Raw genomic sequence first — 16,773 nt, 5'->3', positions numbered from 1 at the left:
GAACAATATTCATTCAATGGATCCTAGAAAGTTCGGAATTAGAAAGCGGGGTGAAAACGATGGCATTTGAATACTTAGCGACTTACAAATCATTTGAATCAATAGTAGATATGGACACAGCTGTTGAGGAACACATGGCGGCACACTATTATGATTTGACTGAATCAGAACGTGCCATCGTTTTCAAGCTTGCTAGTCACGCTTTAGAACATCCAGGGGCTTGTCACTTAAAGGCTGCAACAATTGCTGCATCATTGGAGATTAGCACAAAGACAGTTTATCGAGCTATTTCAAAGTTGGAATCACTAGGAATCGTTAAGAAAGAAACGACTGTTAAAAGCAAAGGTGGACAAGGAGCAAGTATTTATATCATTTTGCCTTACAATGTCCCAGCGTCAATGTCCGAGCGTGAAAATGCTGAAAAACCTTGTGAGAGTAAGGTTGAAGTGCAACAATCTGAAAACCTATCTTTAAACTCTTTTAATCTTTTAAGTTCTAAACAAGCAAATAATATTATGAGCCTTGAAAATGAATTGGCTTTGCAAGCTGAAAAGAAAAAAGAATACATGAACGAGTACCAGGTGATGTTATTCGATTTCATGAATAGCTTGCCTTTAGCAGATAACTTAAAAGATGAATTACATAAATGTGTATTAGCTACTCAGGTTCAAAATGCACCTGACTTCATTAGAGCTAAGAATGTGATATTCAAAATCGCTATGGATATTAAGGAAGGTGTACTAACAATTGCAAGCACTTTAAGAGCTGTGTTTGTAGGGGCATATAGCAAGGCTGTAGAGCGATTAAGTAATAAATCGAATAAATCATCATATATAGAAGAGACGCAACATAGAGAACGTCCTGTACAGTTTTATAACTGGCTTAATGAACGTGATGATCGTACACAAATAAATAGCAGACCAAACTTAGAAAATTGGCTGGAATGGTAGAGAGGGGAAAATAAGATATGAAAGAACAAAAGCAAATGACTATGTATGACATTTTGGAAGAACCAATTAAAAAACCTTCCACAGATGTTAATAAAGCTGTTGATAAGAAGGGATATATAGAATCTCGTGTAAGAGTGTATATTGTGCGGAGATAAGAAAAAGACCACCTTATTATCGGTGGTCTTGTGTGAAAAAATGTGTAAAAAATGTGTAAAAAGATTTGATTTTAATTGTAGTGATACGCACATTGGGAAATTCATTAAAATGTTATAAATACTGATATACCAATGTTTAAAGAGCATTTCAATTTTTCTTGTGTCGTCAGATGTATTCATAATTTATTCGTGGGATGGTTACGAACCACGTGAAGCAAATGCAATCATATCAATGTTCATGCTTATTTGTAAATAGCTACGTGTAAAAAATTATAGTGCTAACGATAATAATTTGATCTTGTTCAAAGTTTTTTAATGACAATGCCTATGAAAAGGGGCTTGTACACTTACTAGAAAATTATGCAGAAATAGCAGATGAGAAGTAACCTCGAAAGGTTTGAAGTCGTGGATATGTCTGGTCACTTGTTAAAACAGTACTTTTAACAAGTGACCATTTCAGTAGTTTAAAACGCTAAATAATTAAGCGGATTTTGGGGCAGGGTGAATGGAGGCTCTATTGATAGTGGGGGAGGGATATATCCAATGATTATGAACAGCACTTTTAGAAATTACTCCTCTAAAGTATTTTTAATTTCTTCTATTTCAAAAATTAAATCGTTAACTTGTTTCTTGAATTCATCTGTATATTCTAATTCCTCTTCCATTTCTTTCGTATACTCTAAGGCATTTAGAGTGAAATCCAAAGCAAAAACAAATAGACTGTCACATAGATTAGAAATGATTGTATCAACATTTCCTATAGTTGCATTTTGATGTTCTTGTGAATAAGAAGATTGGTTTAAATCGATTTTATCATTATTCATGGTATTCCTCCTTTTTGGGAACGGCACTAATCTCATATGCATCATATGCATTAAATGTAAAAAGGGGGACTAAAATGAACATTTTCTGTAGATTTTTATTAGCAAGAAATAAATGAGTATTGCACGTCTAACCATAAAGGGAGTAATACTTCTAAAGCACTCGCGGGTTGTTTTTATTCAGCAATTCAAGACGTTACTCAAACTTCCAAAATATCCTGTTACTCAAAGTAGTGGGCTAGTAGAAAATTTAAAAAAGTAAGAGCGAATTAAACCTGTTATGAGGTACTGACATTTTCACTGTCAGGTTTTTTAGTTTTTACATATATTACTTAAAATTAGATGTCAGAAAAATAACTTCGCTAAATTGTAAAAAAATTTTTTGTTATGTTAGAAAAAGAAATCAAATTGTAAAAACAGCGTAGTTTAGCGGTTTAAAGCGACAAATTGATTGAAAAGAAAAAATATTTTGCTGGAATTAATAGTCAGAAGATTCATAATGTTGTTGACGAACCTTGCTAATAGCGATAATATAGCGATACGTTCACACTTCGCTTGGATAAAGTGTGATAAATATCAGAGATTAAAATCGGGGGGATTATTTGTGAAAAGCAATTTAAAAAAGCTTTCGTTCCTGTTATTTGGATTAGTTTTAATGCTTGCTGCTTGTGGTAGCAGTGGTTCTAGTTCGTCGGATTCGAAAGGGAACGAAACGAATAATGCAAGTGAGGGCGGCACGACAGATGATAAAACATATAAGATCGGGATTACTCAAATTGTGGAGCATCCATCTTTAAATGCTGCAACTGAAGGTTTCAAAAAAGCGATTGAAGAATCTGGCTTAAAAGTAGATTACGATCAACAAATAGCGCAAGGTGATAACAGTCTTAACACGACGATTGCAAACAATCTAGTAAGTGCCAACGTAGATTTAATCTTTGCGAACTCTACGCCGTCTGCACAAGCGGCAGCAACAGCAACTAGTGATATTCCAATTATCTTTACTTCTGTAACAGATGCTGTTGGCGCACAGCTCATCGATTCTATAGAGAAGCCAGGGAAAAATGTAACAGGAACAATCGATTTACATCCTGATACTATTTCGAAAACAGTGGCGTTCTTAAAGGATTTGGGTGCGAAAAAAGTAGGTATGGTTTACAACGCTGGTGAGCAAAACTCAGTAGCACAAGTAAAAGAAGTGAAAAAAGTGATGGATGAGCAAGGCTTAACAGTAGTTGAGGCATCTGCGGCAACGTCTGCAGAAGTAAAACAAGCTGCTGAATCGTTAATCGGTAAAGCTGATGCATTCTATATTATTACTGATAATACAGTAGTTTCGGCACTTGAGTCTGTCATTGATGTAGCAAATGCTAATAAATTACCATTAGTTGTTGGAGAGCTTGACTCTGTGGCACGTGGTGGCTTAGGTGCATATGGTTTTGAATATTTTGACATCGGTTATGAAGCAGGACAAATGGCTGTGAAGATTCTAAAAGGTGAAGCAACTCCTGCTGATATTCCAGCTCAATATCCACAAAAGCTAAAACTATTAATCAATAAAAAAGTAGCAGATGATTTAGGAATCGACATTAAAGATTCTTGGGGTGCGGAGCTTTTAGAAAAGTAATGACCTGACATGATCATCTTATGGAGCGAAGCGGGGGAGAACTAAAACTGCCCCCGCTTTATCTTCTTTTAGAATAAAAAAATTTAAAGGGCTTTTATGTAAGAAAGAGTCCTATAGTAAATCGTATTAGATCAGGAAATGCCCATTAAATTAGTACATCATCATAGCGTAGGGTTGATTTCCGTTCCGACTGGGCGCTTTGTTGTTGCTGTCGCTACGCTTTCGCACAGATAAAACATTTGCTGCCGCTACGTTAACACTACGCTTTCGCACAGAGCAAAGCTTCCTGGGGGCGTCCGATGAGCCGCTTCACTCGCTCCAGGGTCTCATCTGTGACGCTGATCCCCAAGGAGTCGTCCAGTCTCCACTCCAATCAACTTATATACATTGAAAGTATTAATAAATATCATCTCCAACTTTTGGTGATGAGCCATTATTGAACAAATGGATTTAGTAAAGCTTTCTACAAGTGAGCACGGAACATACTTCTAGCAATATGAACGTTGGAAGAAGATTTTATCACAGACGTCGCGCTAAATCCTTAGATTATATTATGTATGGCTTTCAATTATCTTAATTTTGAGCTCCATCGTTTTAGAGAATGGATCTCAGATAAGAATTTTTAATAAAAATTTGTTTAAGAAATTATTAGGAGATGATTCAACTATGTTTATAGCAATATTTGGCGCAACGGAGCAAGGAATCATCTATGCGATTATGGCACTTGGTGTGTATTTAACATTCCGCGTGTTAGATTTTCCGGATTTAACGGTTGATGGAAGCTTTGTAACAGGGGCGGCTACAGCGGCGACGATGATTCTGCTTGGCTACCACCCGATCTTAGCGACTTTAGTGGCAATTGTTGCTGGATTTATTGCTGGATGTATGACAGGAATTCTTCACACGAAGGGGAAAATTAATCCTCTATTATCGGGGATTTTAATGATGATTGCTTTGTATTCTATTAACCTACGTATTATGGGATCCACTGCAGAGAATACGATAGGTCGTCCGAATATTCCATTATTAAATTCAGAAACTTTATTTTCAAAGTTTCAAGCATTTTGGAGTAATTTGGGAATCGATACGGCATTAAATAACTTACTAAAAGGCTTCGGCGTTCAGCAACTACCTTCAACATGGAGTACGATAATCGTAGTATTAATTATCACGATTTTAATTAAGTTCATTGCAGACTGGTTCTTGAAAACAGAAATCGGCCTGGCTATTCGAGCAACTGGTGATAATAAGCGTATGATTCGTAGCTTCTCGGCAAACACAGATACTCTTATTATTCTTGGGCTAGGACTTTCTAATGCACTTGTCGCATTTTCGGGAGCTTTAATCGCGCAATATTCGAAGTTCTCAGATGTAAGTATGGGGATCGGGATGATTGTTATCGGTCTGGCATCTGTTATTATCGGCGAAGCAATCTTCGGTACAAAAACAATTATGCGTACAACTTTCGCCGTCATTGCCGGAGCTATCATTTACCGCATTATTTTAGCGCTGGCATTACGAGTAGATTTCCTTGATTCAGGAGATATGAAATTAATAACAGCTATCATTGTTATTATTGCGTTGATTTTACCTCAATTAATCAATAAGAGTAAGGAGCGCAAACGTAGGGTGAAGCGCGCAGCGGAGAAAACACGAGTAAAGACGGTTGAGCAGGGAGGGAAGGGCCTTGCTTAAATTACACGGTATTAATAAGGTTTTCAATGAAGGTACGCCTGATGAAAAAATTGCACTTGCAGAAATTAATTTGCACTTAAAGCCAGGGGATTTCGTCACAATTATCGGCAGTAATGGTGCTGGTAAATCGACTATGATGAATATGATTTCTGGCGCACTAACACCAGACTTCGGTATGGTTTCAATTGATGGAAATGAGGTTACGTCTTTACCAGAATATAAGCGCTCCCATTACATCGGTCGCGTATTCCAGGATCCGATGGCTGGTACAGCACCAACAATGACGATTGAGGAAAATTTAGCATTAGCTTACTCACGTAATAAGACTAGAGGTATGCGCTTCGGCGTAGATAAAAAGCGTCGAGAATTTTTTAAGGAGTCGTTGGAGATGTTGGGCTTAAATTTGGAAAATCGTCTGTCTGCAAAAGTTGGCTTACTGTCGGGAGGGGAGCGTCAGGCGCTGTCTCTTTTAATGGCGACCTTCACGAAGCCTTCGATTTTATTGTTAGATGAGCATACGGCGGCACTCGACCCATCTCGTGCCGAGTTAATCACACGTATTACGAAATACTTAGTTGAAAAAGATAACTTAACGACATTAATGGTCACGCACAATATGCAACAAGCTTTAGACTTAGGAAATCGACTGATTATGATGGATAAAGGTCAAATCATTTTAGAGGTTGGCGAGGATCGCAAGCATGAATTAACCATCCCAGATTTAATGGCAGAGTTCGAACGTATCCGCGGCGAAAAAATGAACTCAGACCGTGCGTTACTAGGATAATAAATGATAAAACGCTCATACATTTAGTGTGGGCGTTTTTTGATGGGTGCCGATATTTTTGGGAAGTTGGGTGAATTAAAAACTGAAAATTTAGTTAAGTTCAAGGGAGTGCATTATAATCTAGCTAAAGGAGGTGAAAATATGTTACTTAAAAAGCGCGAAGTTTCATCAAAGCAACGCGTGTTAGAAATGATCGAGAGGCGTTTACCGAAATCTCACGCTAAGTATTATTATTTTCAAGAAATGCTAGGAAGAACAAGGGCTGGCATTGTTGGCGAGCAAAGAGTAGATCGAGAATGGCGGGAAATCTATTTGGAACATACGTATTATTTATTGCATGATGTAGAGCTTAAGGCTGAGAGTGCTGCTGGATCGACACATCAAATGGACACATTATTTATGTCCCAACATTTTGTGCTAATCGTTGAAATCAAAAATATCGTTGGGCGTGTAGAATATATGGAAGATAAGCATCAATTTATTCGAATTACGTCTGATGACAAAGTAGATGGTTTTCGCAATCCTTTTGATCAAGTGAAGCGACACGCCAGAATGTTGCGTAGATTATTTCAAATGAGTGGGCATCATATACCGATTGAATATATAGTCGTTTCTTCAAATCCGAATATGATTATGACGTCCAGTTTGTCCGCGCAACCGATTATTCATGTGAGTGGCTTGGCTGAAAGGATAGATCAACTGTTCAAGCAGCATCAACAAGTCTGTCTAAGTGAAAAAAATTTGAGAGAAATATCAGAGCATATTTTAAAGATGCATACACCAACTCAATGGACCCTAGATATTATGGTTGATGAATTGAAGACGGGGGCACTATGCTCGCAGTGTCATTTTGACCATGTCCTACGTTACACCCATGGGAAATGGCTTTGTAGCAATTGCCAATCGATTGATAATCAATCAATGCTAATCGCATTACATGATTTTCGATTAATGCTGAGCAACAATATTACAAATGCTCAGTTTCGTAAGTTTTTTGATATTGACTCAGAGAAGGCGGTTTATTATTTATTAAAAAAGTTAAAATTTGAAGAGATAGGTGAAAATAAAAATAGGGAATATGTAATTCCTGCCAATTTATTAGAGTAATTGTAAGCGGCGCAAACTATCGGTGCGGTCAGATAGTGTCGCTTGTAAGGTAAATGTCGATATTTTCTTAAAGTTAGTCGATAAAACTATGAAAAGTCTCGATAAACAAGAGAAAAGTTTCGATAAATCTCAAAAGTGTCTCGATAAACCTCTCATCCACACAAAAAAGCCACACTCACATAGCAAGTGTGACTTTTTATTTTAGACTAGTAAGCCGAATAATTGAATGTCGTTGTTTACTTCTTTGTATTTGAAGCCGAATTCATTCATGCGTACTAGTAATCCTTCGTAATCTTTGCGATTGCCGAGTTCGATGCCGACTAAGGCAGGACCACTTTCTTTGTTGTTTTTCTTTGTATATTCGAAAGTTGTAATGTCGTCATTTGGTCCTACAACGCTTGTTAAGAACTGGCGAAGGGCGCCGGCACGTTGTGGGAAGCTTACGATGAAATAGTATAGTAAGCCTTCGTGAATTAAAGACTTTTCTTTAATCTCCTGCATACGACCGATATCATTATTACCACCACTAATGATGATAACGACTGATTTGCCTTTAATTTCCTCTTTGTAAGAATCGAGGGCTGCTACTGATAATGCTCCAGCAGGCTCTGCGATAATGGCGTGTTTATTGTAAAGATCTAAGATTGTTGTACATACTTTTCCTTCTGGTACTAGTACGATGTCGTCTAAGTAGCGACGACAAACATCATATGTGTGATTGCCGACGCATTTTACCGCGGCCCCATCTACGAATTTGTCAATCCAATCAAGTGCCACCGTACCGCCTTCTGCAAATGCAGCTTTCATACTGCCTGCTCCAGCAGGTTCTACACCGATAATTTTGCTATGAGGAGAAAGATTTTTCACATAGGCAGAAACACCGGACATTAAGCCACCACCACCAATACTACCAAATACGTAGTCAATTGGCTCCTCCATGTCATTCATAATTTCAACAGCGACCGTACCTTGACCAGCAATGACATCAAAATCATCAAATGGGTGGATAAAGATTTTATCGTGCTCTTCACAGTAAGCTAATGCACCTTCTGCAGAATCATCAAAAGTATCACCTGCTAAAATAATTTCTACAAAATCACGACCAAACATACGAACTTGGTCGATTTTTTGTTTAGGTGTTGTTTGAGGCATAAAAATGCTTGCTTGAATTTTCAATTGTGCACAGGCGTAGGCAACACCTTGAGCATGATTGCCCGCACTTGCGCAAACAACGCCAGTTTTACGAGCTTCTTCTTCAATTTTTTTAATCTTATAATAGGCACCACGAAGTTTAAATGAGCGTACATGCTGTAAATCTTCGCGTTTAAAATAAATATTAGCTCCGTATTTCTCGGATAAATAGTCATTTTTTTGTAGCGGTGTGTGCACCACTACGTCTTTTAAGAAATGATGTGCAATCAAGATATTTTCTACTTGCACGGTTCTAGTGTCAGCAACTTCCATAATATTCATCCTCCGTATACGTATAAAACATTTATCTATGATAGCACACTTTATAAGCTTTTTGTCATTAATTTTTAGTAAATTCTAAATTTTCGGTGTCTATTTAATGCAAAATAGATTTATTCGAGAATTTTTTGGAGAAATAAAGGATGCACACATTTCCTCATAACGGGAATGGTCCAGCATATACTAGAATACCTTAGGACAAGTAGGAGGGTATGTAATTGGAAATCATTCAAGGAATTCTATCTACATACATTCAATTTTTCGATTGGGAAATGTGGAAAGAAATTTTGACTGACCCTGTATCGTGGGGGTTAATATCAACACTTATTATAATAGAAGGTTTGCTTTCGGCTGATAACGCACTTGTATTAGCAGTGCTAGTGAAGCATTTGCCAACCAAGCAACGTAAACGAGCATTAATGTACGGAATGTTTGGGGCCTATTTTTTCCGATTTTTATTTATTGGGATAGGCGTTTACTTGGTAGAATTCTGGTATATTAAATTGCTAGGAGCTCTGTATTTAGGTTGGCTATGTGTCGCTCATTTCTTACAGATTGGTGAAGCTGATAGTGCTAAGGAAATGAAAAAAACAGGGTTGATGGTTCGCATTTTTGGAACGTTTTGGGCAACCGTTATTTCTGTAGAACTGATGGATATTGCCTTTTCAATTGATGCGATTTTTGCGGCCTTTGCGATATCCAATCAAATTTGGATATTACTTATCGGGGGAATGTTAGGTATTTTAATGATGCGAACGATTGCAGGCTTATTTTTAATCATTATTGAAAAAATACCAGAATTAGAGGCAACGGCATTTATTATAATTGGCATTATTGCACTGAAAATGCTAGCTAGCGTCATCGGTATTCACGTTCCACATTATATGTTTTTCGTTGTGCTAATTATTATATTTGCTATAACCTTCATGATTCATTTCTTAAAGAAAATGAGGACCGCTTAACATAAAAGCGGATCTGTTCTCCATTTAGAAAGAGGACAGATCCGCTTTATTGTCAATTAAAGCTTTTATTTTACATAATGATCAGGATTCACAATATAGAACTTTTCAATATTAAGCCAGCTTTCGCTCATTGGTTCACCGTCATCGACGCGTTTTTCTGTTTCTTGCATCATCCAAGCAGTTTGGGATGCATGTGCTTGCAAGGCATTAATTTTATCTGCCTTCATTTCACTTATATTGACGACAACATGTGGCTCCCCATTTTTTTCAATCGTATCATTTGCAAAGGCACAGCCCAATACTTGTGGACGGGCGGCTTTTGGCATACGACGAACAGCTTCTACTACGGCACGTGCTGTTGCCTCATGGTCAGGATGCACTGCAAAACCAGGTAAGAATGTAAAGATAAGAGAAGGCATTAACTCTTCTATTAAACCTTCAACAAGCTTCACCATTTTTTCATCGTCTTCAAATTCAATTGTTTTATCACGGAAACCAAGCATACGTAAATCTTGTATGCCCATAGCATCTGCCGCTGCAATAAGCTCCTTACGTCGAATTTCTGGTAAGGATTCACGTGTTGCAAAAGGTGGATTTCCTAAATTACGACCCATCTCGCCTAGAGTTAAACAGGCATATGTAACAGGTGTATTCATTTTCTTCGCATAGTAGGCAATTGTTCCAGCAATTGAAAAAGCCTCATCATCTGGGTGAGGGTAAACAATTAAAATATGACGTTGTGGTTGTAAATTCAAAAAGTCGTCCCCCTTAATAAGCAAATGGCGTTTCGCTAATTTCAAGTGCAATCGCCAATTTACCTGAGTAATCTAGTCCAGCCATTAATAAACGGCCTAAATCATCTAATTCAAAATGTGTGATGCCCTGTGCATAAACCCAGCCGTGCGCCATTTTCAAGCCAACACGATGGGGTGAATCATCTACCACTTTAGCAAGTTCATAGTTGATTTTAGCATTACGAATAAAAGCACCTGCATTAAAAAATTTTTCATCAAAGTGTGCTGCATAAGAACCGTTCGTCGTCTCAAGATGGATATAAACGTCTTTGTTGGCGAAAGAATTCAATAATTCCTGTAACGTCTTTACTTGTACCTCTTGCATCTTAACACTCCTCTCGATTATTTCTCCTTTAAGTATAGTAAAAATAATTCACAAAGGGAAATTGAATGCCTCTAGAAGGCTTGGTCATTTTCAGAGGATATTCAAAAATCTCCTGAATTAGAGGCTCAGTCTAAGACGCCATGTCCTATGTAACGACTGAGCGACAAACATCATGCCGCTACGCTTTCGCGCAAAAGATATTATGCTGATGTATAATTGATGGCATCCTTTATTCTATGAAGATTTATCAAGCAATATTCTTGAAAAAATTATTGAAATATATCAATATAATAAAGGTGAACGCAATTTTGTACAAAATGTGTCGTTTTGTATTGTATGCGGTTTCACAAACGAAAAGATACTGCGACCACGATTTCTTCCTTAATTGACGGATAAGCAGCTCATAATTGTTGAAGGGAATTTTAAACTAGGTAATAACGAATTCTATCTTGGTACAATAGATGACGTTCCTTTAACATTTTATGCATGGCCACGCCAAGGGAAGAAGACGTAAAGCTCATTATCATAATATAGTAAAAAGCCGCGATTCTCTTTTATGACGGAGAATCGCGGCTTTTTATAATGTTTGGTTTTTGGGAGTATGTATTTGTTAATATCGGTTGAGTTTTCGTTCAATGGAATCTAGACGATTGTTGAGATTTTGTAGATGCTTATGCATGTGTCTAAACTGTAAATTTTGATTTTGTGCGTTTGAGGTTCTTGCTTGTTCCTGTTGCTCTTCCTCCTGCAATGCTAAAATGGTGGAGAGGGTTGCTAATGAATATCCTATTGTTAAAATCATTGAAGATATTACTTCTACTTTGGTAGAGGTTATATCTCCAGCTAGAATACCTGTACCTTCACCTAGGAGACCTGCTTCTTGACCACCCAGATTAGTTGGATCAACATTTATGTTTTGTTGTTTACGTCTTTTCATTTTTCTCCCTCCCATATACAGCTAATATATGGCATAAGAAGAAGTAGCGTATCTTGTCCTGAGCTTTTTACATTTGAGTAATAATCCCCTAGGTTCTAAGTGTAAATTTCTTAATCTTCCGTCAATTTATTTGATTTTTATGAAAAAGTAGAGGAATATAGTAAAAATAAACAATCGTTTTTAGGGGAGGATAGATGTGAATAAAGACTTTAAATATTGTAAAGAATCAAGGGTCATGCGTACAAGTCGTGTTTTTCCGAATGATATTAACAATCATAATACACTGTTTGGTGGTCGATTAATGAGTGATATCGATCAAGTAGCTTCAATTTCTGCTGCGAAGCATAGTCGTAGAGATTGTGTAACAGCCTCAACGGATTCAGTAGACTTCTTGCACCCAATACGCCAAACTGATTCTGTATATTTCGAATCGTATGTATCGTGGACAGGAACATCTTCAATGGAGGTTTTCGTAAAGATTATTTCTGAGAATTTGAAAACGGGTGAACGAAAGGTAGCGGCTACAGCATTATTAACCTTTGTTGCTTTAGATGAAAATAATAAACCAACTCCTGTTCCATCTGTCATTCCGGAAACAGTAGAGGAGACAAAGCTACATGAAACCGCGGCTTTACGAGCAAAAGCGCGTGCAGAACGTAAAAAGGAAAGTAAGGCTTTGGCCAAATTCATTTCGATGAACAATCCATGGGATTAACGGATCGAAATGATGGAGAACCACTATATGTAAAAGAGGCATCTGATATTCAGATGCCTCTTTCGTCTTTAAATTTCAGTCACGGTTACTTGTGGTGCGCCAAAACGAGATTTAGCACCGTGCATAACAGGTCCTACATAGTCATTTAATGCCCAACCGTGAGCGATTGCAGCTGAAACAAATTCTTTTGCTTCAATTACAGCCTCTTTTACTGAAAGACCGTTTGCTAAGTTAGCTGTTACTGAAGCGGCAAATGTACAGCCAGCCCCATGGTTATAAGTAGAAGCAACTTTTCCAGATTCTAATAAGTAGAATTTTTCACCGTCGAAAAATAAGTCAGTCGCTTTTTCAGTAGCTAGCGCTTTTCCACCTTTAATCACAACAGCTTTAGCACCAAGTTCATGGATTTTACGAGCTGTTGTCTTCATTTCCTCGATTGTTTTTGGTGTTCCAGTCCCGGCTAATTGTCCAGCCTCAAACAGGTTAGGTGTAGTAACTGCAGCTAATGGTAAAAGATGTTGAATCATTGCATCTGTATTACCAGGGTTCAATACTTCATCTTCTCCCTTACATACCATTACAGGGTCAATAACAACATTTGTCGTACCAGATTTCGCTATAGCATCACCTGCAATACGAATAATCTCTTCCGTTGACAGCATACCAGTTTTTATTGCGTCAATGCCTGTTGACAGAGCCGTATCGATTTGTTTTTGCAAAAGCTCTGTCGGTAATGGCGTTACGTTATGAGTCCAACCGTTTGGATCCATTGTTACGACAACCGTTAATGCCACCATGCCATATGTGCCGTGCTCTTGAAATGTTTTAAGGTCGGCTTGCATACCTGCGCCACCTGATGTATCTGAACCAGCAATCGTTAAAGTTTTTTTAAGAACCATGTGGAAGATCTCCTTTATAGATGGAATTTTTAAAATTATCATCTAGTATAGTCTTATTCTGGGTGCATAAAAATAGTCAGAAATATATATTTTTACAAGGTCAGTTTAACTTTTATCAGTAAAAGTCCCCCACCTTTATATAGGAAGGGAGTTCACAAAGGGTGTTAGCGTAGCATCATCGCATCCATCTATAACTGACCTGCATGAAGCAATACGGTCCTAATGATGGCCTAAACTAAAAGCTGATTTTGGACTTAATGATGCCAAGGCATAATTGAATTGAAGCTTGAATTCGACATTGTTTTTTTGTACCGTTGTAAGAAGAGAAAGGGGCTTATATTAAGATGAAACAAGCATTCCCGAATGATTGGCAATCAATACTTACAGAAGAAATAGAAAAAACATACTATACAAAGCTATGTCAATTTGTAGAACATGAATATTCAACACAAGTAATTTATCCGCCGGTGAATGATATAATGAATGCATTTTATACAACAGCTTATCAAGATGTGAAGGTCGTAATTTTAGGTCAGGATCCTTATCATGGACCAAACCAAGCACATGGCTTAAGCTTTTCGGTCATGCCAGGAATCCCACATCCACCAAGCTTACGAAATATGCTAAAAGAGTTACAGGATGATCTTGGCTGTCCAGTCCCTGCAGACGGAACATTAACAAAATGGGCACAGCAAGGAGTAATGTTATTAAATACTGTATTAACTGTTCGAGCAGGCCAGGCGAATTCCCATAAAGAACAAGGCTGGGAGCAATTCACGGATGCGGTCATCGATAAATTAGCATCTAGAGATAAACCCGTTATTTTTGTACTTTGGGGTAGACCAGCACAACGAAAAAAACAATTAATTCGTCAATACTCAACGCAACATATTATTTTAGAAGCGCCTCATCCTAGTCCACTAAGTGCTTATCGAGGCTTTTTTGGCAGTAAACCATACTCGAAAATCAATGCACAGTTAGAGGAATGGGGAGAGCAACCGATTGATTGGTGCCTAGCTTAGTAATCTTTATCTTTATTCAGTAAATACTTTTGTAGCGATAGCTATAATTGTTTTCTGTGCCAAAGCGAAATTGAAGCGCTTATCGTTTCGTGTTACATTTAATAATAGAAGAAAGTGGGGGACAACGATGAAGGTGAATTGTTTCAAATGTCAATATTTTAAAGTAACATGGGACCCACAAACTCCACGGGCTTGTGTAGCGTATGGCTTTAAAACAAAGCAAATACCATCCGTTGTCGTTAAACAATCCTCTGGCACGGACTGTCTGAAATTTGTGCCAAAAGCAGAAAGTAGGAGAATGCAATGATTCCTTATCAAGCCGTTATTCAACAACTTGAAAAACAATTATCCGGTGTCAAAAATACTAGAGATGAACAGCAAATTCGTGAAGCCTTAACAGCAATCCGAGCATTATGCGATGTGGTATTAGACGCATCTGACGGCATTGCTAAAGCGCAGTCAAAACATTTGCCACAAATGCTAGTGTCAGAGCCGAAGCAACCAAGTTTATATTCAGCAAAAATTGAAGAAGAAGACGGAGCGAATGGCGATTCAATTTTTGATTTTTAATTATCTTCATTTAGCGAATGCTCCCACCGCTGAAGGTGGCTAGATGAAAAGGAACTCAGTCTAAGAACGCCACGTCCTGTGGCAATTTATCTGTAGCGACAGCTACAATTACGCCAAGGCGAAATTGATAAAAGGTAGGGAAATGATATGAAAAAATTTATCGTGACAGGTGCACTTCATGGCTTTTTAGCAGTGGCACTAGGTGCATTCGGTGCACATGCTTTAAAAGAAGTTCTAGACGATTATAGTCGTGGGATTTGGGAAACAGCTGTGCAGTACCAGATGTTTCAAGCTACGGCTATCCTTATCATTGGACTATTGATGAGCTCTAAAATACTAGGTGAGGTGAAGCAGTTAAATTTAGCGGGAACCTTTTTCAACCTAGGGATTGTCTTCTTTTCAGGAAGCTTATATGTACTGGCAATTAGCGGCGTTAAAGTTCTAGGCGCCATCACACCAATTGGTGGTGTTCTATTTTTAACTGGCTGGGTTCTAATTATAGTAGCTGCGCTAAAACATGCTCGATAATATTACAAAAACACTCCTTTACACTATGTGTGAGGGGGTTTTTTTACGGATAAATACTAGTAAACAATCAAGAGAATTTTTCTTCCGGATCAACAATATAATTACTATAGAATGGTAGTTTTAATCCCTATTGTTTTTGTAAGGATTTATAGTACACTATAATTATCAAATAAGTTCGACAAATAAGAAGTGAGGTTTTGTGATATGGAGAAGCTTTTTACTTTACTAGATAATAATTATGATGAAATGGTAGAGATTCGTCGTCATCTACATGAATATCCGGAATTATCCTTTGAGGAAGTGGAAACACCAGCGTATGTAGCAGCTTTTCATCGCGCGTTAGGACATGAGGTTCGTGAGCATGTAGGTGGACGGGGTGTTGTTGCAACTTTACATGGAGGAAAACCAGGTAAAACAGTAGCATTACGCGCTGATTTTGATGCATTAGCCATTCAGGAGGAAAATGACGTTCCTTATAAGTCAAAAGTAGATGGTAAAATGCATGCATGTGGACATGATGGTCATACTGCGACGTTACTAGTGCTTGCTAAAGTGCTTCACGCAATGAAAGATGACATTGCGGGCAATGTAGTTTTCATTCATCAGCATGCAGAAGAAATGGCGCCAGGTGGAGCAAAACCTATGATTGAAGATGGCTGCCTAGAAGGAGTAGACGTTATTTTCGGTACACATTTATGGGCACCAACGCCATTGGGCGATATATTGGTGAGAGGTGGGGCAATTATGGCTGCCGCGGATAAAGTGGAAATTACGATTCAAGGTAAAGGTGGTCACGGTGCGGAGCCCCATCATTCTATTGATGCAGTTACTCTTGCGTCACAGTTTGTAGTAAATGCACAGCAGATTATATCTCGACGTATCGATCCATTAAAATCAGCCGTCTTAACAATTGGTCATTTTGAGGCCATTAATCCTTTTAATGTGATTGCAGAGCGAGTAGTATTAGCTGGAACAGTCCGAACTTTTGAGGAGTCGGTACGCAAACAAATGGAGCAAGAGCTTGAGGCCGTTTTAAATGCCACTTGTTTAGCCTTTGGTGCAAGCTATAATTATCGTTATACGAGGGGCTATCCACCAGTTTACAACCATGTGAAAGAAACAGAGTTTGTTGCACAACTTGCGGTAGATATACCAGGAGTAGAAAATATTATAACGTGCCCACCATTTATGATTGGTGAGGATTTTGGATATTATTTAGAGAATGTACCAGGTACATTTTTCTTCACAGGTGCTAAAAAGCCAGAATGGGAAGTGGCATATCCTCATCATCATGCACGCTTTGATTTTGATGAGCGTGCAATGTTGATTGCTGCCAAAACTTTAGGAAAAGCAACATTGCAATTTTTACATGAAAATCAGTAGTTAGCTCTCTTAGGGCTTTCAATAAA

19 protein-coding genes are annotated in these 16,773 nt (G+C 38.0%); 13 read left to right on the top strand and 6 right to left on the bottom strand.

All coding sequences use genetic code 11. The features are described from left to right. Positions 1–59 precede the first annotated feature (59 nt). Positions 60–950, top strand: a complete 891-nt coding sequence (locus AC3WSK_RS10155; protein WP_492414658.1) for a helix-turn-helix domain-containing protein — start codon at positions 60–62, stop codon at positions 948–950. A 17-nt stretch (positions 951–967) separates the two neighbouring features. Next, positions 968–1,105, top strand: coding sequence for a hypothetical protein (locus tag AC3WSK_RS10150; RefSeq protein ID WP_492414657.1), 138 nt, complete (start codon positions 968–970; stop codon positions 1,103–1,105). 569 nt (positions 1,106–1,674) lie between these two features. Here the strand turns inward: AC3WSK_RS10150 and AC3WSK_RS10145 are convergent. Then, positions 1,675–1,929, bottom strand: a complete 255-nt coding sequence (locus AC3WSK_RS10145) for a hypothetical protein (protein WP_079559326.1) — start codon at positions 1,927–1,929, stop codon at positions 1,675–1,677. A gap of 601 nt (positions 1,930–2,530) precedes the next feature. On the opposite strand from AC3WSK_RS10145, the gene AC3WSK_RS10140 reads away from it, so the two are divergent. The 4 genes from AC3WSK_RS10140 to AC3WSK_RS10125 all read left to right on the top strand — a co-directional run bounded on the left by AC3WSK_RS10140 (position 2,531) and on the right by AC3WSK_RS10125 (position 7,142). Beyond that, on the top strand, positions 2,531–3,553 hold the full coding sequence (locus AC3WSK_RS10140; protein WP_079559327.1) for an ABC transporter substrate-binding protein: 1,023 nt from the start codon (positions 2,531–2,533) through the stop codon (positions 3,551–3,553). A gap of 666 nt (positions 3,554–4,219) precedes the next feature. After that, positions 4,220–5,248, top strand: coding sequence for an ABC transporter permease (locus AC3WSK_RS10135; protein ID WP_427481597.1), 1,029 nt, complete (start codon positions 4,220–4,222; stop codon positions 5,246–5,248). Beyond that, positions 5,241–6,035: an ABC transporter ATP-binding protein gene (locus AC3WSK_RS10130; protein WP_427481599.1), complete on the top strand. Its 795-nt coding sequence runs from the start codon at positions 5,241–5,243 to the stop codon at positions 6,033–6,035. The genes AC3WSK_RS10135 and AC3WSK_RS10130 overlap by 8 nt, the downstream gene beginning before the upstream one ends. 141 nt (positions 6,036–6,176) lie before the next feature. After that, positions 6,177–7,142: a nuclease-related domain-containing protein gene (locus AC3WSK_RS10125; protein WP_492414656.1), complete on the top strand. Its 966-nt coding sequence runs from the start codon at positions 6,177–6,179 to the stop codon at positions 7,140–7,142. Between the two features lie 201 nt (positions 7,143–7,343). On the opposite strand, the gene ilvA is transcribed toward AC3WSK_RS10125, so the two are convergent. Continuing rightward, on the bottom strand, positions 7,344–8,606 hold the full coding sequence (gene ilvA / locus AC3WSK_RS10120; protein WP_079559331.1) for a threonine ammonia-lyase IlvA: 1,263 nt from the start codon (positions 8,604–8,606) through the stop codon (positions 7,344–7,346). A gap of 224 nt (positions 8,607–8,830) precedes the next feature. Between ilvA and AC3WSK_RS10115 the strand changes: the two genes are divergently transcribed. Further along, on the top strand, positions 8,831–9,574 hold the full coding sequence (locus AC3WSK_RS10115; RefSeq protein ID WP_079559332.1) for a TerC family protein: 744 nt from the start codon (positions 8,831–8,833) through the stop codon (positions 9,572–9,574). A gap of 65 nt (positions 9,575–9,639) precedes the next feature. Here AC3WSK_RS10115 and bshB2 read toward each other — a convergent pair whose 3' ends face one another. The 3 genes from bshB2 to AC3WSK_RS10100 all read right to left on the bottom strand — a co-directional run bounded on the left by bshB2 (position 9,640) and on the right by AC3WSK_RS10100 (position 11,630). Then, the gene (gene bshB2, locus AC3WSK_RS10110) at positions 9,640–10,329 is read right to left on the bottom strand and encodes a bacillithiol biosynthesis deacetylase BshB2 (protein WP_492414655.1); all 690 of its coding nucleotides are present in this window, start codon (positions 10,327–10,329) and stop codon (positions 9,640–9,642) included. Between the two features lie 13 nt (positions 10,330–10,342). Beyond that, entirely contained in the window at positions 10,343–10,693 is a 351-nt protein-coding gene (locus tag AC3WSK_RS10105; protein WP_079559334.1) for a YojF family protein, read from the bottom strand. Positions 10,694–11,303: 610 nt separating this feature from the next. Next, positions 11,304–11,630, bottom strand: coding sequence for a hypothetical protein (locus AC3WSK_RS10100; RefSeq protein WP_240518152.1), 327 nt, complete (start codon positions 11,628–11,630; stop codon positions 11,304–11,306). A gap of 235 nt (positions 11,631–11,865) precedes the next feature. On the opposite strand from AC3WSK_RS10100, the gene AC3WSK_RS10095 reads away from it, so the two are divergent. Beyond that, positions 11,866–12,345, top strand: a complete 480-nt coding sequence (locus tag AC3WSK_RS10095; RefSeq protein WP_240518172.1) for an acyl-CoA thioesterase — start codon at positions 11,866–11,868, stop codon at positions 12,343–12,345. A 68-nt stretch (positions 12,346–12,413) separates the two neighbouring features. On the opposite strand, the gene thiD is transcribed toward AC3WSK_RS10095, so the two are convergent. Then, a complete protein-coding gene (thiD, locus tag AC3WSK_RS10090; protein WP_079559336.1) occupies positions 12,414–13,244 on the bottom strand; it encodes a bifunctional hydroxymethylpyrimidine kinase/phosphomethylpyrimidine kinase in 831 nt (276 codons plus the stop codon). A gap of 344 nt (positions 13,245–13,588) precedes the next feature. Here thiD and AC3WSK_RS10085 point away from each other — a divergent pair, with 344 nt between their 5' ends. The 5 genes from AC3WSK_RS10085 to AC3WSK_RS10065 all read left to right on the top strand — a co-directional run bounded on the left by AC3WSK_RS10085 (position 13,589) and on the right by AC3WSK_RS10065 (position 16,747). Further along, positions 13,589–14,266, top strand: a complete 678-nt coding sequence (locus tag AC3WSK_RS10085; RefSeq protein WP_492414654.1) for a uracil-DNA glycosylase — start codon at positions 13,589–13,591, stop codon at positions 14,264–14,266. Positions 14,267–14,393: 127 nt separating this feature from the next. Continuing rightward, on the top strand, positions 14,394–14,573 hold the full coding sequence (locus AC3WSK_RS10080) for a uracil-DNA glycosylase (protein WP_079559338.1): 180 nt from the start codon (positions 14,394–14,396) through the stop codon (positions 14,571–14,573). Further along, positions 14,570–14,836 (top strand): YwdI family protein, encoded by a 267-nt coding sequence (locus AC3WSK_RS10075; protein ID WP_492414653.1) that lies wholly within the window; start codon positions 14,570–14,572, stop codon positions 14,834–14,836. Before AC3WSK_RS10080 ends, AC3WSK_RS10075 begins: the two co-directional genes overlap by 4 nt. Positions 14,837–14,983: 147 nt before the next feature. Next, positions 14,984–15,364 (top strand): DUF423 domain-containing protein, encoded by a 381-nt coding sequence (locus AC3WSK_RS10070; protein WP_492535028.1) that lies wholly within the window; start codon positions 14,984–14,986, stop codon positions 15,362–15,364. A 204-nt stretch (positions 15,365–15,568) separates the two neighbouring features. Continuing rightward, positions 15,569–16,747, top strand: coding sequence for a M20 family metallopeptidase (locus tag AC3WSK_RS10065; protein ID WP_492411950.1), 1,179 nt, complete (start codon positions 15,569–15,571; stop codon positions 16,745–16,747). Positions 16,748–16,773 lie beyond the last annotated feature (26 nt).

The sequence above is a fragment of the Lysinibacillus sp. EB271-A1-10B genome (genome assembly GCF_058791335.1).
This window is presented reverse-complemented; position numbering and strand designations above follow the sequence as displayed.

What these genes read in the sequence shown, in the direction of transcription:
- AC3WSK_RS10125 (WP_492414656.1), top strand. Translation starts at nt 6,177, where the DNA reads ATGTTACTTAAAAAGCGCGAAGTTTCATCAAAGCAACGCGTGTTAGAA.
- AC3WSK_RS10070 (WP_492535028.1), top strand. Translation starts at nt 14,984, where the DNA reads ATGAAAAAATTTATCGTGACAGGTGCACTTCATGGCTTTTTAGCAGTG.
- AC3WSK_RS10065 (WP_492411950.1), top strand. Translation starts at nt 15,569, where the DNA reads ATGGAGAAGCTTTTTACTTTACTAGATAATAATTATGATGAAATGGTA.
- AC3WSK_RS10095 (WP_240518172.1), top strand. Translation starts at nt 11,866, where the DNA reads ATGCGTACAAGTCGTGTTTTTCCGAATGATATTAACAATCATAATACA.
- AC3WSK_RS10135 (WP_427481597.1), top strand. Translation starts at nt 4,220, where the DNA reads ATGTTTATAGCAATATTTGGCGCAACGGAGCAAGGAATCATCTATGCG.
- AC3WSK_RS10085 (WP_492414654.1), top strand. Translation starts at nt 13,589, where the DNA reads ATGAAACAAGCATTCCCGAATGATTGGCAATCAATACTTACAGAAGAA.
- AC3WSK_RS10105 (WP_079559334.1), bottom strand. Translation starts at nt 10,693, where the DNA reads ATGCAAGAGGTACAAGTAAAGACGTTACAGGAATTATTGAATTCTTTC.
- AC3WSK_RS10150 (WP_492414657.1), top strand. Translation starts at nt 968, where the DNA reads ATGAAAGAACAAAAGCAAATGACTATGTATGACATTTTGGAAGAACCA.
- AC3WSK_RS10075 (WP_492414653.1), top strand. Translation starts at nt 14,570, where the DNA reads ATGATTCCTTATCAAGCCGTTATTCAACAACTTGAAAAACAATTATCC.
- AC3WSK_RS10100 (WP_240518152.1), bottom strand. Translation starts at nt 11,630, where the DNA reads ATGAAAAGACGTAAACAACAAAACATAAATGTTGATCCAACTAATCTG.
- AC3WSK_RS10080 (WP_079559338.1), top strand. Translation starts at nt 14,394, where the DNA reads ATGAAGGTGAATTGTTTCAAATGTCAATATTTTAAAGTAACATGGGAC.
- AC3WSK_RS10155 (WP_492414658.1), top strand. Translation starts at nt 60, where the DNA reads ATGGCATTTGAATACTTAGCGACTTACAAATCATTTGAATCAATAGTA.
- thiD (WP_079559336.1), bottom strand. Translation starts at nt 13,244, where the DNA reads ATGGTTCTTAAAAAAACTTTAACGATTGCTGGTTCAGATACATCAGGT.
- ilvA (WP_079559331.1), bottom strand. Translation starts at nt 8,606, where the DNA reads ATGGAAGTTGCTGACACTAGAACCGTGCAAGTAGAAAATATCTTGATT.
- AC3WSK_RS10145 (WP_079559326.1), bottom strand. Translation starts at nt 1,929, where the DNA reads ATGAATAATGATAAAATCGATTTAAACCAATCTTCTTATTCACAAGAA.